This is a genomic window from Commensalibacter communis, from assembly GCF_947179105.1.
In the GTDB taxonomy this organism is placed as follows: domain Bacteria; phylum Pseudomonadota; class Alphaproteobacteria; order Acetobacterales; family Acetobacteraceae; genus Commensalibacter; species Commensalibacter communis.
Genome location: NZ_CAMXCK010000003.1, coordinates 179,657 through 196,082, shown reverse-complemented (window position 1 = coordinate 196,082; position 16,426 = coordinate 179,657). Strand labels below are relative to the sequence as shown.

Sequence of the window (16,426 nt, the reverse complement as noted above, 5' to 3'; positions counted from 1 at the left end):
ATAATGATTAATTTACCCATACAGCCCGAACATAATTGCTCTTTATGCCCTCGATTAATGGAATATAGGGAAAGTAACAAACAATTATACACCACAGGATGGAATGCCCCTGTTCCGCCATGGGGCGATCAAAATGGAGAATTTTTAGTTGTTGGCCTCGCCCCGGGAGTAAAAGGAGCAAATCTTACAGGTCGGCCCTTTACAGGTGATTATGCGGGTATGTTACTTTATAATACCTTAGTTAAGTACGGTTTTGCGAAGGGAACTTATAATGCTGATCCTAACGATGGATTAACCTTGTCAAATTGTCGTATTGTTAATGCTGTGCGATGCGTTCCCCCTGAAAATAAACCTACCTCTCAAGAAGAGAAAAATTGTCGCTCATTTCTACTACAAGAAATACAACATATGCCTAATTTAAAATTTATTTTGACATTGGGTGTTGTCGCACACAAAAATATTTTAGCTTGTTTTGGACGTCCCTTGACCAGTATCAAATTTAGACACGGACAATTTTTTCAGATTAATGAAAACATTACGATTATCAATAGTTATCATGTATCACGCTATAATACCAGTACTGGCGTATTGACTACCGAAATGTTCGAAAATGTTATTTTGCACATCAAGGAAAAAGTCAACCTTACTTAAAGCTATTTTTTGAACAAAAATTTCCAAATGATTAGGCCAATAACCCCAATCACCAAAAATATATATACAATTAAAGGTGAAATAGCCAATATACCCTCTGCTGTCATCTTTTCCCGCTCTAAATAAAACATGTGATTGTTAATCATACCCTGCTAATTTATAATTTAATAGTAGATATTTTCTTGTCTTATTGATAATAATAATCATTATTAATTAATAACAAGATTACAACTATGAACAAAAACTTATTTTCTTTTTTCAGAATTTGCCATCAATGGTTTGGACTTATTGGAGGATGGTTTTTGTTTGTATTATTTGTATCTGGAACAATTTCAATTTATGATAAAGAGATTACACAATGGATGCAACCCGAGTTAGGAATGTACGCTCCAACAGCATCCGTTTCCAGCACAGCATTAGATCAAGCCTATGACAGTTGGAAGCAACATAAACAAATTCGTAAGAATCTAATTGCACTTCCCTCATCCCGAGATCCATTTATCAGAGTTCTACATGCCCAAGATAATATGTTACAGGGGAATGTCATCCATCCTCAAAACGGAAATATTATCCCTGTCAGAGCAACCGGTGGAGGATATTTTATTGATAGTTTCCATAATAATTTATTTATTGGTCGTTTTATTGGAGGTGCCATTTTATTGATTGTGGGGATTGCCTTTATATTTGTTATTATCTCTGGTGTGGTTATTTATTTACCGAAAATAGTAAAAAACGCTTTCTTTGTTTACCCCAAACCTCATACAGTGCGTTTTAAATCTGATTTACATACAATCAGTGGTTTTTTCTTTTTACCTTTTTTATTCGTTGTTGCCATTAGTGGCGTTTTGTTTTTGGCACCTCGCTATTTACCCAACACTCAGCCTCTACCCAATGCTGTTCAGACAAAGCAACATAAAGAATTTTCACAACAATCAATACGGCCAGATCTTTTAACTTTATTGAATAAAGCACAAATTTATTTTAATACTATGCCTGGCGCGATCTTATTTACCAAAAAAGAAGTAAGATTTATCGAAGGCGATGAAAAACAAATTGCTCGACTTAAGAATTATGTTGCTTTTGATAAAAAAACACAACAAATCAGCTCTTTCTCCAAAAAGCCCACTATTATTACTTTGGTTAATCAAACATTACTCGGTATTCATACTGTTCGTTCAGGCGGTCACTTTTTTCGTGTAATCTTTGCAATTATGGGCATAGGAAGTTCTGTCTTAATTGTTTGTGGGCTGTTATTTTATTCCAATCGAAAAAGAAACAGCCTAATATCGATGCATTCTATACCTCAACGATTATTTTATAGAATAACAGAAGGCATTACTATTGGCATTATTATGGGAACATTAATCGCAATGATTACTTTCCTATGGTCAAACCGTTTATTACCAGCAGAATTATCAACAAGAATAAATTGGGAAATTAACTGCTTCTTTATCAGCTTTTTCTTGGTATTAGGGGTTAGTATTATGGGATCGATATTGGGGAAAATTAAATGCACTTGGCTTAACCTGACATTTATTTTTTCAGGATTATGCCTTCTTTTACCTTTTTTAAATTATATACAAACAGCACCCTATTTTATCGCAGCCATACATAACAGTAATTACTTATATCTCATCACCGATGCTGTAATTTTCATATGTGGTATTATTTTTTTACGATTATTCTTTTACATTAAAAGCAAAGGGATACATTAATGTTTATCTTGGTTATTTTTATCAATTTTCTCAGCATATTTTGCTTTATATGTTCAATCAACACGATCAGAACGCGTTATAAACTTAACCCCAGCTCTGGTATGGAAAGCATTTATTATAAAACCTCTTTTACGACACTTAATATTCTAAGCTTAGGGCTATGTCTATATTGTTGGAATAATCCAGGATGGTTGATCTGGATTAATTTAACCTCCATTAATGCAATGATAGTCGCTTTGTGTTTAGGGTTCTATCCACAATTTTATATTAAATGGATTACATCAAGCCACTCTTTACGTAAATCATCACATTGACAGATATATCTTATGAAGGTTTATTTTTGATTTCTTCTTCGTCAGATAGTAACTGCGTTTCCAGTCCCATCAATTGCCCTAGACGACTTAAACGTCTGGTGACTGCATCGCTAATCACGGCATCTAAATGTTGTGAAAAGTATAGAGTCAGTTTCTTTTTGCCAACTTTTAAACGCGTTCTTAATAACAAACTGGGTAAATTGCCTGATAATGTATAGGCAACACGAAAAGCCATTCCCAGAATAATAGCTTGTTCAAATTGTTTGTGTGTTAAGATTTTCTTGGCAGAAGATAAAAACGCTTCATCAATCCCCGCTTCATATCGCATTGCGGTAGTTAATGCTAAAAAAGCACGCGTTGGATGATCAAAAGCCATTCCTGCCATACATAAAATTCTTAAATAAGATTGTTCTTTACGATAGGCTGGATGATCATGACATCCTGAGTCCGAAATTAAACATGCATTCCAACGCAACCGTTTCATCTCAACCGTTTCATTTTTAAACAAATTGCTTGTCCATTGCATTAATGCCAGAGGGAATTCTTTGACTCTGCCTAAACGTTCACTAATGTCTAATGCTGCTGCTTCTTGAGGGTCTTGATTGCATGCAGCTTCTGACACAACATTGCGCATGTACCACCCCTCACGCACGCCTTCGGCGCAAAAAATAATCTTTTCAGGGCGCATCCTGGCCAATAATTGTCCTAATACAGTTGCCGCATAAGGAAGATCATTAAGACGTTTATGAATAAAGATAGGAATATTATTAACTCCGCCCTTTGATTTTTCAATCGTCCATTCAACCATTCGTTTGGCTTCTTCATATGGTAACGTATAATAATGAACGATAGATAAAGGATAAGAGGTGTATTCCATATATAATTGAGCCATTGCTCGAAAAGCACCACCCACCAAATATAGATTTTTCTTTTTAACCTCTTCAATCCATTCGACTGATTTTAAATCTTTGGTAACAATTGATTTGGCTTTAGAAATTTTTCGCTCAGAACGATCCATTAGACGAATAACACCCAATGGCAAAGTCTGCGCATTGAACCGTTGCTGCCCACAAAGCTGTACCAATTCCATTGACCCACCGCCAATGTCCGCAACAACACCATCAGCATTTGAAATACTACATAATACACCAGCAGCAGCATAATCAGCCTCTTGTTCACCTGTTAAAATATGAATAGGAACATTAGGCATCCATGACTGTAATTTATTGATGAATTCTTGACCATCCGTTGCATCTCTAACGGCAGCAGTGGCCAAGACAACAAAAGGATCCGCACCCATTGTCGTTGCAACCGCATAAAAACGTTTAAACACCCCTTCTGCCAAAGCAACCCCTTTGGGATTTAACCTTTTGGTTGTGTCTAAACCGCTTCCTAATCGTAATGTTGCTTTTTCATTAAAAATTATTACTGGGTTACGTTCCCTCCCCTCGAAAACGACTAAGCGAACTGAATTGGAACCTAAATCAACAATGGCTGAGCGTATCAAGGAGTGGGAACTCATATATATAATCCTTATATTATTAAAGTTTCTATTTAGATAAGCATTAAAGTTTTTTAGCGGTCAAAGATGGATTATCCATAAAATATTCATGTGCAGAAAATGGTTTGTCCACTGCCTCTATTCTGCACCATTTTTTATCATGGTTTAATTGCCATGATTGCAAATTATCTTTTAAATTAGCAACCATAAGCTGATTAAGAACCTTGTCGTGCATTTCTTCGGGAATAATTGGAATCATTTCTTCAATACGACGATCCATATTGCGTTCCATCCAATCCGCCGAAGACATATATACTTTCGCATAGGGTGATGGTAATTCATGACCATTGCCAAAAACAAATACTCTGGCATGCTCCAAGAAACGACCGACAATTGATTTAACTGTTATATTTTCTGATAACCCAGCCACTTGTGGTCTTAAGCAACAAATACCTCTTACGACGATATCAATTTTGACCCCCGCACAAGAAGCCTCGTAAAGCCGATCAATTAATCTTGGATCAACCAGGGAGTTAATTTTCAACCATATAGATCCAGGCTTACCAGCTTTTACGAATTCAATTTCTTGATCGATCAGCTCATTTAGTGTTTTACGAATAGTTAATGGAGAGAATGCAATAGCCTCCATCTGCGATGGGCGCGCATATCCAGTCACATAATTAAATAATTTTACTGCGTCCCGGGTAAGTTTAGGATTACAAGTAAAGTAAGATAAATCCGTATATATTTTTGCAGTAATCGGGTGATAATTACCTGTACCGAAATGCGCATAAGTACGGGTAACATTGCCTTCCCTGCGCACCACAAGGCTTAATTTAGCGTGTGTCTTCCAATCAGCAAATCCAAAAACCACTTGTACACCAGCAGCCTCTAGATCACGGGACAAACGAATATTTGCCTCTTCATCAAAACGTGCACGCAACTCGACAATTGCAGTAACGGATTTTCCACTTTCTGCCGCTTCAATCAAGGCTCTTACAATTGGGCTGTTACTAGACGTCCTATATAAGGTTTGTTTAACGGCCAACACTTGAGGATCTTGTGCAGCTTGACGTAAAAATTGCACAACAACATCAAAACTCTCAAAAGGATGATAAACCAGCAAATCTTTGGAACGTAAAGCCGTGAAACAATCCCCTCCAGCCTCGCGGATACGCGCTGGAACTAAGGATTTATAATATGGGAACAATAAATCAGGACGATTTTCAACAATTAATTGCTTAACATCCACCATTCCCAATATACCATGATGTATCGTTACTTCCTCTGGTGGAACTTCTAATGCATGGGCAACCAAATCTGCTAATTTAGTGGGTAGTTGATTATCGATATCCAAATGAATGACAACGCCTCTGCGCCTACGTTTTAGAGCAGTTTCATAAGAGCGAACTAAATCTTCGGCTTCTTCCTCAAACTCAACATCCGTATCGCGAATAACACGTAACAGCCCGTAATTGCTGATTTTATAACCAGGGAAGATCGTTGAAATAAATAATGCAATAATATCTTCTAAAAGAACAAAACGTTGTATTTTAGAATTTTTGGGGGTAATCGGTAATGCTAAAAACCTTGATAATTGTGATGGTAATAAAATTAATACATATTTTCGATTACGGTCATTACGTTGACTAACTAATCGTAATGCAATAGCCATGTTTAAATTAGGGATAAAAGGCACGGGATGGGCTGGATCCAATGCAATAGGTGTTAAAACTGGAAAAATACGTTCAAGAAAATAATTCTTTAACCATACCAGATCATCATGGGTCAAATCTTGAGCCTGACAAACAACAATCCCAGTTTCTGCCAATAATTGTTTCAAAATAAGATAGGTCTGTTGCTGATTTGCAAATAATCCTTTGACACGCTCTCTGATAGCTGCAAGTTGTTGAGAAGGCGTTAACCCATCAGGTGAAGATGTGATTAATTTTTCTCGAACTTGCCCTGCTAAGCCTGCAACACGAACAGAGTAAAATTCATCAAGATTACTGGCACTAATGGATAAGTATCTTAATCTTTCCAACAAAGGATTTCTAACATTTTGTGCTTCTTCAACCACCCTTTGATTAAAATCTAACCAAGATAATTCACGATTGATGAATCGTTCAGGGCTTTTTTTAATAGGCACAACAGCAGTTTCTGTTTTTCTTGGTAATGCGGACACTCTACGAGTACGCGTTGTTGCGGGTTTACTTATGGTATTTTTTGGTTTAGGGGTCATCGAATTACAACTTTGAATTAAAAATCAGAAAAGAATAATGGCTCCTCAGTCTCTTCTAATGATTCTATAAAATCGAAAGAAAGTAAATCTTCTAAAACGCGGATTGCCAAATTTCTTGTTACCCCACCCCCATGTGCAAGTGTTGCTTCATCCAAACGACACACAGCTTCACGAATCGCACTCGCGGTTCTGGGCAGACGAACCAATAACCAATCAATCATTGTCGAAGGAACAACTAATTGTCGTTCTGCCAACAAACGCAACAATAAAATACGGAGCAACGCATCTTCTGGCTGTTCGATCTTAACAGTTGTAATGGCTCGTAATCTGCTGGCTAAATCAGGCAGTTGAATATCCCATCGTGACGGCGGTGAACGTCCGCTTAACACTACAGCAAGACCAAGTTCTTTGGTCAAGTTTAACAAATGCAATAATGCCTGAGGGTTCGTAATCAGGTCAGCATCGTCTATCACAAGTGCCTTAACCCACTGCTCTTTTATCTTTTCCAGCCAATATACAGACGAATTTTGGGATAAAATGGAACCTGGTAAGAATAATGCCTCTTCTTTATCCGCCCATATTTGCAACAAATGGGTTTTCCCTGTACCAGAATCGCCCCACAATACCAATCGTTGGTCAGGCCAGGTTGGTATCGAACGGGTATTATGTTGAATGCCCAGCCAAGCTCTTGCCCCAGCATTCGATGTTGCCCTGATAAATTCGGAATGAATAAAGCGAGGATTATAGGGAAAAGGCAACGCCAACTGCCTTGGAGCATCCATCAAATGTCGTGGTTGACTTTTTTTCTGCATTCTTACTTTGCCAAAAATCATATCTGCCGTAAATATAGGTTTAATATGAAGTAAAATTCATTCATAATCAAATTCAACATCAACCTATCAAGCATTAAAGATAAAAGGCTGCTTTATAATGACTTCAGATTCTTCAGAAAACAAACATCCCTCTACCGAAAACGGTGCAACCTATGCACAATCAGGCGTTGATATTGCTGCTGGGGATGCTTTAATCGAAGCAATCAAACCAGCAGTTTCAAAAACCAAACAAGCTGGTGTTATGGGAAATTTAGGAGGGTTCGGTGCTTTATTCGACGTCAAAGCAGCTGGGTTCAAAGACCCTATCCTTGTTTCTGGAACCGATGGTGTAGGTACAAAGCTTCTGCTCGCCATTGAAACAGGATTATGTGATAATCTTGGTTTTGACCTTGTTGGCATGTGCGTCAACGATTTAATCGTTCAAGGTGCCAAACCTCTATTTTTCTTGGACTATTTTGCGACGGGTAAACTCGAGCTTGAACAAGCAAAGCGGGTTATTACGGGTATCAGTAATGCTTGTGAAGCATGTGGTTGTGCATTAATCGGTGGTGAAACCGCGGAAATGCCAGGCATGTATCAACATGGTCATTATGACTTAGCTGGCTTTGCAGTGGGTGCCGTAGAAAGAGATGCGTTACTTCCCCAAAATATCGCCCCTGGTGCCAAAATCATCGGTCTGACATCAAATGGCCCTCATTCAAATGGGTTCTCTTTGGTTCGTGCAATTATAAAATCTCAGAATTTAGCATGGGATGATCTGGCACCTTTCGATACCGAACAACTGTTAGGTGAAGCGTTATTAGCCCCAACCAAACTTTATGTAGAACCTGTTATTGCCCTTCATAATGCAGGTCTGTTGCATGGCGCTGCACATATTACGGGCGGTGGAATCGTCGGGAACCTGCCACGGGTTATGCCAAAAGGAACGGTTGCAATTATTGATGGCGAAAGCTGGCCAATGCCTTCTGTATTCTCTTGGTTAGCACAAGCAGGTAATGTCACCACCGAGGAAATGTTGAAAGTATTCAATTGTGGTATTGGAATGATTTTGATTGTTTCCGATGTTGCTGCCGTCAATGAATTGCTAAATAGCACGGATACCGAAGCCTATGTCATTGGTCATATCGCTGCCAGTGACAACCCAGACAGCGAGCCAACTGTTGAATTTAGCGATCTTCCTGACTTTACTTTTATTTCAGACGCAGACTAATTTACAATAGGAAAACCATATGTCCTTTAAAGAACGTATAGCCATTCTTATCAGTGGTCGTGGCAGCAATATGGATGCACTTATTGCTGCTTGCGCAAAACCTTCTTTTCCTGCTTCTGTAGAACTTATTATCAGTAACAACCATGATGCTGCTGGTTTGGATACAGCTCGTGATGCTGGTATCCCGACCCAAGTCATTGACCATCACCAGTTTGGCAAAGATCGCCAGGCCCATGAACGTCAAATTGATGCAGCGTTACAAGCCCATAATATCTCAACCATTTGCTTGGCTGGATACATGCGTATATTAACACCTTTTTTGATTAATAATTGGGAAGGTAAAATCCTAAATATCCATCCCAGTATCTTGCCTCTATTTCCCGGTCTGAACACTCATGCCAAAGCGATCAAGGCTGGCATGAAAGTGCATGGATGCACTGTGCATATTGTGACAGAAGACATGGATCAAGGTCCTATTCTGGGACAAGCTGTTGTCCCTGTCCTGCCCAGTGATACAGAACATAGCCTTGCAAAGCGTTTATTAAAGCAAGAACATCTTCTATACCCACAAGTTTTAAAAAACTTTTTGCGAAAAGAAGAACCTGATATTAATGTAGATGCATTAATTAATGGATAAAGTTATAGCCCAAGAAATAAGTTTTCTTGGGCTTTTTTATGATAACAATCTGATCTAAATACAGATATAATTACGAACTACATTTTTTTATTTGTTCCAACACTATTTTTGTAACATCTTCAACATTATCAATATCACCCGTTATTTCAAACGATGAATTATTAAGGCTAGTTCCTTTTAATCTAATATTGATCTTCTTATGATACCTATCAAAAAAATACTTTTCTACACATTTACACTTGGCATTTAATTGATTTAGAGTAGCTTTTTCCAGTGCATTTTAAGATCACCTTTAAATGTAACTGATATTTTCATATAACCTCTTATAAAACGAAAGGTTATTACATCATAAAAGGCATTTACTTGAGAGGATATATTTGCAATTTTGCAACAAAAAAGGGCTAAAAATTTCCTTTTAACCCTTTTATAATCGATACCTAATAAAAATTAGGCGTTAATTTCGATTTCAGCAAAGAAGAATTTAATTTCATTTGCTGCATTTTCAGCAGAATCAGAACCGTGAACAGAGTTAGCTTCAATTGATTCAGCAAATTGAGCACGTACAGTATGTGGTGCTGCGTCTTTAGGGTTAGTTGCGCCCATGATGTCACGGTTTTTTTGAACTGCGTCTTCGCCTTCTAAAACTTGCACAACAACTGGACCGCTAATCATGAAAGATACAAGTTCACCAAAAAATGGGCGTTCTTTATGAACGGCATAAAACCCTTCTGCTTGAGCTTGAGTTAATTGCAAGCGTTTTTGAGCAACAATTTTAAGACCTGTGCTTTCGATAACCGCATTAATTTTACCTGTTAGGTTACGACGGGTTGCATCTGGTTTTAAAATTGATAAAGTTCTTTGAATAGCCATAATATATTTTTCCTTATTTCATTATAAAGCAAATCATTCTTTGTAAATGACACGCGTTATTGGTAAATAAAAGAAATTTTATTATTTTGTCGATCATTTTTTTACTATTTTACACGGGCAACGCTGTGAGCACTCTGGTTATCAATAATTTAACGCTTCGAATATTCGGTCGTCCTCTTTTAGAAAACGCCTCTCTAACCATTGAGAACGGCCAAAAAGTAGGCTTAGTTGGTCGTAACGGTACAGGAAAATCAACATTACTGGCAGCCATCGCAGGAGATATGCCCATTGATGATGGTGAAATCTTAATTCCCAACCGAATCAGAATGGCTCGTGTAAAACAAGAAGCACCTTCTGGCCCATTATCTTTGATAGATACCGTGTTAGCAGCAGATCAAGAGCGTGCGAGTCTACTACATGAAGCAGAAACAATCCAAGATGGGTATAGATTAGCAGAAGTCCACGAGCGTCTCATTGCAATTAATGCCGACAGTGCCCCCGCCCGTGCAGCAATTATTTTAGCAGGGCTTGGATTTAATGAAGAGAATCAACGACGTCCTGTTTCTGATTTTTCTGGTGGGTGGCGTATGCGTGTTGCCTTGGCTAGCACTTTATTCTTAAATCCAGATCTTTTGTTATTAGATGAGCCAACCAACCATTTGGATCTAGAAGCGACTTTATGGCTAGAATCTTGGCTAGAAAATTTTGCAGGCAGCGCATTAATTGTCAGCCATGATCGCAACTTATTAGACCAATCTGTCAATGCCATCGCAAACCTACATCAAAGAAAGATGTCATTAACCGTTGGTGGATATGAAGAATTCATTCGTATCAAAAGTGAAAAAACATTACAGCAAAACAGAGAAGTCGAGAAAATTGCTGCCAAACGTGCTCATATGCAATCTTTTGTCGATCGCTTCAGAGCCAAAGCAACCAAAGCGCGCCAAGCACAAGCACGATTAAAAGCGCTTGAAAAACTTCCTCCTTTACAAGCTATTGTCGAAGAAACTTCCGTACATTTCGAATTCCCCCAACCTATCGAACTGCCACCCCCGTTAATTACTTTACATCAGGTGAATGCTGGATATGGTGATCGAACGATTTTATCAGACATTTCTATGCGTATTGACCCTGATGATCGTATTGCGTTACTTGGGGCAAATGGGAACGGTAAATCAACCTTTATTAAACTAATCGCTGGGCGGTTAAAACCTTTTGATGGGTATATTCACAATAATCCTAAATTATCTGTGGGTTATTTTGCTCAACATCAACTGGAAGATCTTGTTCCAGAACATACACCCCTTGAACACATGCAAACGGCTTTACCAAAAGCTACACAAACAGAGCTGCGTGGGCAACTGGCACGGTTTGGTCTGGATGCTGATCGTGTTGATACTAAGGTCAAATCTTTATCTGGTGGTGAAAAAGCAAGGTTAGTCTTGGCTCTTGCTACACGTCATAACCCTAATATCTTATTACTGGATGAACCAACCAACCATTTAGATTTAGATGCCAAAGAATCTCTTGTTCATGCGCTTTCTGCTTTTAATGGGGCAGTTATTTTAATTTCCCATGATGCAAGACTAATTGAACTGGTTGCCGACAGCTTATGGTTGGTCAATAACGGCACAGTTGCCCCGTTTGATGGGGATATCAAAGAATATCGTCAATGGCTAGACAACCAACGCAAAGAAGCAAATAAGCAATCTAAAGCTGGGAATAATTCAGGATCAGGCTCTCAAAAAGAAGACCGTAAAGACAGAGCTGAAAAACGCAAATTACTGCAGCCTCTACGCAGTAAAATCAAAGAGGCTGAAAAAATCATGAGTAAATGCGCTGTGGAAATCAAAAAATTAGAAGAAAAGCTTGCAGACCCACAATTTTACAATACTGCCAAACCCGAAGAAGTAACAGAAATTCAAATTAAACTATCAGATTTTCAGAAAAAACAGGCTCAAGCCGAAGAATTATGGTTAGAGCTACATACTAAGCTAGAAGAAGCGGAGACCTAACAATAAGATCAAAAAGGGCTTTAACAGCCCTTTTTTTAATTTATATTAAGGGAACAATGTCCTTTGATAATCATATTGATCGACTAATTTTCTAAGAGGCGCGAACTCCTCCTCTTCGCAAGTTTTCAAGAAAACTTTGCTGCCATCTTGATTAGATACTTCATAAAAAACTTTATTATTCCAATCTGCTTGGCTGATCCCCAGCCATAACACCAAAGTAAAAGGTCGAGGTTGTTGATCTTTTGGTTTGTCTGCATAGTCTTTTAATTCAATATTTTGATTAAATTGAATTTCAACATCGCCAGTAGAGGGTGGATTACGATGTAATGGCCCCCATCCCTTTTCATTTTTTTGAATCCAATCTTTAACGACTTTTAATTCATCAGGAGTTAACAAACGTTTCTTGTGCAACGGCCCAACAATCAGCTCTGCATTCACAACAGGTGGAAACGTAACTGGCTTCAGCTCTTTACGTACCATAAGCCATACACCCAAAACAACCACAAGGCACAAAGCCAAGACTGAAGTTAATATAATATTTTGTTTACGCATTGAAGAAAGCCTTTATTCTTTGATCGCATGAATAATTTGTAAAACCTCTTCATCAGTAAGCTCTGGATGAATGGGTAATGCTAATATCTGTTTTGATATTTTTTCTGAAACAGGTAATACACTGCCATCATGGGAATGACAATAAGCTGGCTGTTGATGCAACGGCAAAGGATAATAAATCGCGGTTGGGATATGTCGTTCTTTTAATTTATTCTGCAATTGCGTACGCGCATGTTCATCAGGCAACAAAATAGAATAAATCGCCCATGCACTTTGACTTTGAGGAACTCTTACAGGCACCTGCACAATCGAAGCTAAATGTTCATCATATAAACGCGCAATTTCTTCTCGTCTTGCAATCTCACCATCAAAAAAATCTAATTTCGCTAATAATACAGCTGCTTGGATCGTGTCGAGACGACCATTCATGCCCGTACGTAATACTTGATAGCGTGTTTTGCCTTCGCCGTGACTTCTTAATGAACGGTAAAGTTCTGCTTTCTCTGGATCATTGGTGAATATTGCGCCACCATCTCCATACCCTCCAAGGGGTTTAGAAGGAAAAAAAGAGGTGACTGTTGTGTCCGCTTCATTACCCAATTTATGACCGTGATACCCCCCACCAAAAGATTGTGCACAATCATCCAACAAAAATAATTGTTCTTGCTGGGCAATTTGACGTAGCACATCCCAAGGCGCAGGTTGGCCAAATAAATCAACGCCAATGATTGCTTTGGGGGTTAATTTTCCTTCATCACGAATTTTTTGAATACAGCGTTTCAAATGGGTTGGATCAATTTGAAACGTCTCTGGATCAATATCCACAAATACTGGCGTAGCCCCTAAAACCAAGGGAACCTCGGCCGTAGATGTATAGGTAAAAGCAGGAAGGAAAACCGCATCCCCTGCACCTATATTTTCTGCCATCAAAGCAATTTGTATGGCATCAGTTCCAGATGAAACCCCAATACAAAATTTAGCACCAACATATAATGCCAATCGTTCTTCAAGCTCTTGAACTTCTGGCCCTAAAATGAACTGACAATGAGATAATACGCGATCAACACGATCTTTAACCGCACTTCCCAAACGTTGCTGTTGTTTTATTAAATCAAGAAAGGAGATCGTATTATTCATCATTATGCTCTTTTTTCTAAAATAAATTGATCTTTATTAAATTCTGAACAGCCTTCTAAAGCGAAGGCTGTTTAATATTAGCTAATTAAATAAAAACCACACAATTTATTACCGTCAGGATCACGCAAATAAGCCAGGTACATTTTCTTATTTCCAGCTTCTCTGACCCCAGGAGGATCTTCCACAGATTTTCCACCATGATTAATTCCTGTTTGATGCCATTCGTTCACTTGCTCTGGGGAGTCAAAATTGAACCCAATTGTCGTGCCGTTCCCATAAGTTGCGGGCTGGCCATCAATTGGTTTTCTCACACCAAAAAACTGATTGTCTCTGATATAGATCAAACTGCCTTCAGGTCCTTCAATGGGCTGAACACCTACAATTTTAAAAAGAGCATCATAAAAATTTTTGGATTTTTCTAGATCATTACTGCCAACCACTATATGACTAAATAACATTATTCTCTCCTTTGATAATATTGGAATAGAGCTTTCATTTAAAGGCTATCATAATAATTAAAGTTTAACAAAGAGCTGTATACATTTAATTAGACAGGCAAAATATATTTTAATTTTGATATAAGCTGAACTAACTGATTATATTGATTTATCCCTATCGTAAAAAACGACATTATTTATTTTCATAAAAGGCACAAAAATAAATCAAATATAGCTTTCTATTTCAACATGTCTCATGTCCAGAGAATTCTCGATCCATTAACTTCTGTTCTTTAAACTTGTCTGACTTAAATTATATTCGCTTTTAACTTACGTTCAATTTATGCTGAAATTCTGGCACAAGTCGTTGTACAATTGAAATTGCTTTATCAATATCTTCACGCTGACATGCCTCGGCAATTTGATTAATCAGATCATTTACTTCTTGCAAATCCACCGTTCTAGGAGTTGCCATCATTAGCCCAGCATGATCCGTGGGCATTGGGGCTTCACGACCGTGAAAAAGCTCTTCAAACAACTTTTCGCCAGGCCTTAATCCAGTGAATTCAATTTGAATGTCTTCGTCAGGTTTTAATCCAGCTAGACGTATTAATTGGCGTGCCAAATCAAGGATTTTAACAGGCTCACCCATGTCCAACACGAAAATCCCACCATTACGCAACATTTCATCCGTTGCTATATCACCATCCTTTTGCACAGTCGCTCTAACACTCGCTTGTAACACCAATCCGACAGCTTCAGGAACTGTCATAAAATAACGCTTCATTTCTGGATCCGTAACCGTCAAAGGTCCACCACTACGCAATTGTCTCCTAAATAATGGTACAACAGATCCTGTTGATCCCAAAACATTTCCAAAACGAACGGTTACGCATCGCATCATATGGCCAATGGGGATATTCAACATATTTTGTATTTGCTCTGGTTCATGGTGAATGGCCATATCCAGTGCCTGACAATACATCTCCGCAATTCGTTTAGAAGTCCCCATCAAACTGGATGGATTAACAGCTTTATCGGTGGAAATCATAATTAATGCTTTGACGCCAGCTTCCGCAGCTGCATTTACAATAATACGAGTTCCAATAATGTTAGTTAAAAACCCTTCAATCGGATTATTTTCAATCATTGGAACATGTTTTAATGCTGCTGCATGAAAAACCAGCTCTGGCTTGTAATATTGAAATACAGCTTGAATTCTTGCTTTATCACGGATATTGGCCAGCACAAGTTTACGTTCCCCTGGTAATTTCCACTCTGCAAGCTCTACATTAATCTTCCATAATGCATATTCACTATGATCTAGTAAAATAAGTAACTTTGGGGATAAACGTGAAATCTGCCGCACTAACTCCGAGCCAATACTGCCACCAGCCCCAGTAACAACGATCACACGATCCCGAATCATTAGCTCCATACCCCCTTGATCTAATGGAACCTGAGGCCTGTTTAATAATTCCTCCAACGCAATTGGCTGTAATTCAACATTGCTGGCAGGTGATAAGTTGGTTAGGCTTGGCGTCCGTTGAACTTGGATTTTCCAATTTTCAGCAATGGATAATAGCTTGCGTAGCTGAGGCCCTCTTAACTCACCCCCTGTAATCACTAAGATAGAAGGAAGTTTATTTTGTTGATTTAAATTAGATAAAACGTCTGGTAACTCATCAAAATTACCTAAAATGGGTGCATTGTGAATCCGATGTCCTTTGCGACTTTGACGAAAAGAAATCAGACCAACAACAGATAATGAATTTTGAACATCCCTTTTGGTAGCACGAATAAACAGATCAATATCCTCATCGCTACCCAGCAATAGTATTTTTTGTTTTTTCTGGCGATTTAATTTAATATTTTCCGATGTAAATAGACGATATCCAACACGTCCACCACCCATCAATACCAACAAAACCAGTGCATAAATAATAGGAAATGTAACAGACGGTGTTGAAAATCCCGTTACCAGCAATAGACATGTAAATAAAACTGAACTGGCAATCGAAGCCGCAGCAATATTTAACAAATCAGCAATTCCAGAAAAGCGCCAATATTGCTGAGGGATGTGAAAAGGCAGACCGCTGACCAATAATGTTAACACACCACTGGCTAAAAACCATAATGGATGTAATAAGCCACCTTGGGGATCAGACAACCAACGTGCCAAAGGAGCCGCAATTGCTGCTAATATTGCGTCCATGACAATATTAATCACAATACGATTATATCTCTTTGTTTGCTTTGTTGCTGGGGATAAATTAGACTGTTGCAATGTCCTCATTCCATCTTTATAGCCT

The 16,426-nt window shown here is 38.3% G+C and carries 13 protein-coding genes; 5 read left to right on the top strand and 8 right to left on the bottom strand.

What is annotated here, in order from left to right:
• The first annotated feature begins 3 nt into the window (after positions 1 to 3).
• Positions 4 to 651, top strand: coding sequence for a uracil-DNA glycosylase (locus PQG52_RS07490; protein WP_271828805.1), 648 nt, complete (start codon positions 4 to 6; stop codon positions 649 to 651).
• Positions 652 to 884: 233 nt separating this feature from the next.
• Positions 885 to 2,366, top strand: coding sequence for a PepSY-associated TM helix domain-containing protein (locus PQG52_RS07485; protein ID WP_271828804.1), 1,482 nt, complete (start codon positions 885 to 887; stop codon positions 2,364 to 2,366).
• Between the two features lie 324 nt (positions 2,367 to 2,690).
• On the opposite strand, the gene PQG52_RS07480 is transcribed toward PQG52_RS07485, so the two are convergent.
• From PQG52_RS07480 to PQG52_RS07470, 3 genes are read right to left on the bottom strand one after another with little or no spacing between them, the layout of a single operon-like run.
• Positions 2,691 to 4,202, bottom strand: coding sequence for a Ppx/GppA family phosphatase (locus PQG52_RS07480; RefSeq protein WP_271801220.1), 1,512 nt, complete (start codon positions 4,200 to 4,202; stop codon positions 2,691 to 2,693).
• A 43-nt stretch (positions 4,203 to 4,245) separates the two neighbouring features.
• Entirely contained in the window at positions 4,246 to 6,423 is a 2,178-nt protein-coding gene (locus tag PQG52_RS07475) for an RNA degradosome polyphosphate kinase (protein ID WP_271828803.1), read from the bottom strand.
• 17 nt (positions 6,424 to 6,440) lie between these two features.
• Positions 6,441 to 7,235 (bottom strand): P-loop NTPase family protein, encoded by a 795-nt coding sequence (locus PQG52_RS07470; RefSeq protein ID WP_271788539.1) that lies wholly within the window; start codon positions 7,233 to 7,235, stop codon positions 6,441 to 6,443.
• Positions 7,236 to 7,353: 118 nt separating this feature from the next.
• Here PQG52_RS07470 and purM point away from each other — a divergent pair, with 118 nt between their 5' ends.
• Both purM and purN read left to right on the top strand, forming a co-directional pair.
• Positions 7,354 to 8,466 carry a phosphoribosylformylglycinamidine cyclo-ligase gene (gene purM / locus PQG52_RS07465; RefSeq protein ID WP_271828802.1) on the top strand — a complete coding sequence of 371 codons (1,113 nt, stop codon included), beginning with the start codon at positions 7,354 to 7,356 and terminating at the stop codon, positions 8,464 to 8,466.
• A gap of 19 nt (positions 8,467 to 8,485) precedes the next feature.
• The gene (gene purN, locus PQG52_RS07460) at positions 8,486 to 9,103 is read left to right on the top strand and encodes a phosphoribosylglycinamide formyltransferase (RefSeq protein ID WP_271828801.1); all 618 of its coding nucleotides are present in this window, start codon (positions 8,486 to 8,488) and stop codon (positions 9,101 to 9,103) included.
• Between the two features lie 447 nt (positions 9,104 to 9,550).
• Here the strand turns inward: purN and ndk are convergent, their stop codons facing one another.
• Positions 9,551 to 9,973, bottom strand: coding sequence for a nucleoside-diphosphate kinase (ndk, locus tag PQG52_RS07455; protein ID WP_271828800.1), 423 nt, complete (start codon positions 9,971 to 9,973; stop codon positions 9,551 to 9,553).
• Positions 9,974 to 10,098: 125 nt separating this feature from the next.
• Here ndk and PQG52_RS07450 point away from each other — a divergent pair, with 125 nt between their 5' ends.
• Complete coding sequence (locus tag PQG52_RS07450; RefSeq protein ID WP_271828799.1) at positions 10,099 to 11,988, top strand: ABC-F family ATP-binding cassette domain-containing protein; 1,890 nt, start codon at positions 10,099 to 10,101, stop codon at positions 11,986 to 11,988.
• 45 nt (positions 11,989 to 12,033) lie between these two features.
• Here the strand turns inward: PQG52_RS07450 and PQG52_RS07445 are convergent, their stop codons facing one another.
• The 4 genes from PQG52_RS07445 to PQG52_RS07430 form a co-directional block, all read right to left on the bottom strand.
• Positions 12,034 to 12,540: a hypothetical protein gene (locus tag PQG52_RS07445; RefSeq protein ID WP_271828798.1), complete on the bottom strand. Its 507-nt coding sequence runs from the start codon at positions 12,538 to 12,540 to the stop codon at positions 12,034 to 12,036.
• Between the two features lie 12 nt (positions 12,541 to 12,552).
• Positions 12,553 to 13,680, bottom strand: a complete 1,128-nt coding sequence (locus PQG52_RS07440) for a DegT/DnrJ/EryC1/StrS family aminotransferase (RefSeq protein WP_271828797.1) — start codon at positions 13,678 to 13,680, stop codon at positions 12,553 to 12,555.
• Positions 13,681 to 13,754: 74 nt separating this feature from the next.
• Positions 13,755 to 14,135 carry a VOC family protein gene (locus PQG52_RS07435; RefSeq protein ID WP_271828796.1) on the bottom strand — a complete coding sequence of 127 codons (381 nt, stop codon included), beginning with the start codon at positions 14,133 to 14,135 and terminating at the stop codon, positions 13,755 to 13,757.
• A 304-nt stretch (positions 14,136 to 14,439) separates the two neighbouring features.
• Positions 14,440 to 16,410 carry a polysaccharide biosynthesis protein gene (locus tag PQG52_RS07430; RefSeq protein ID WP_271828794.1) on the bottom strand — a complete coding sequence of 657 codons (1,971 nt, stop codon included), beginning with the start codon at positions 16,408 to 16,410 and terminating at the stop codon, positions 14,440 to 14,442.
• Positions 16,411 to 16,426: the final 16 nt, after the last annotated feature.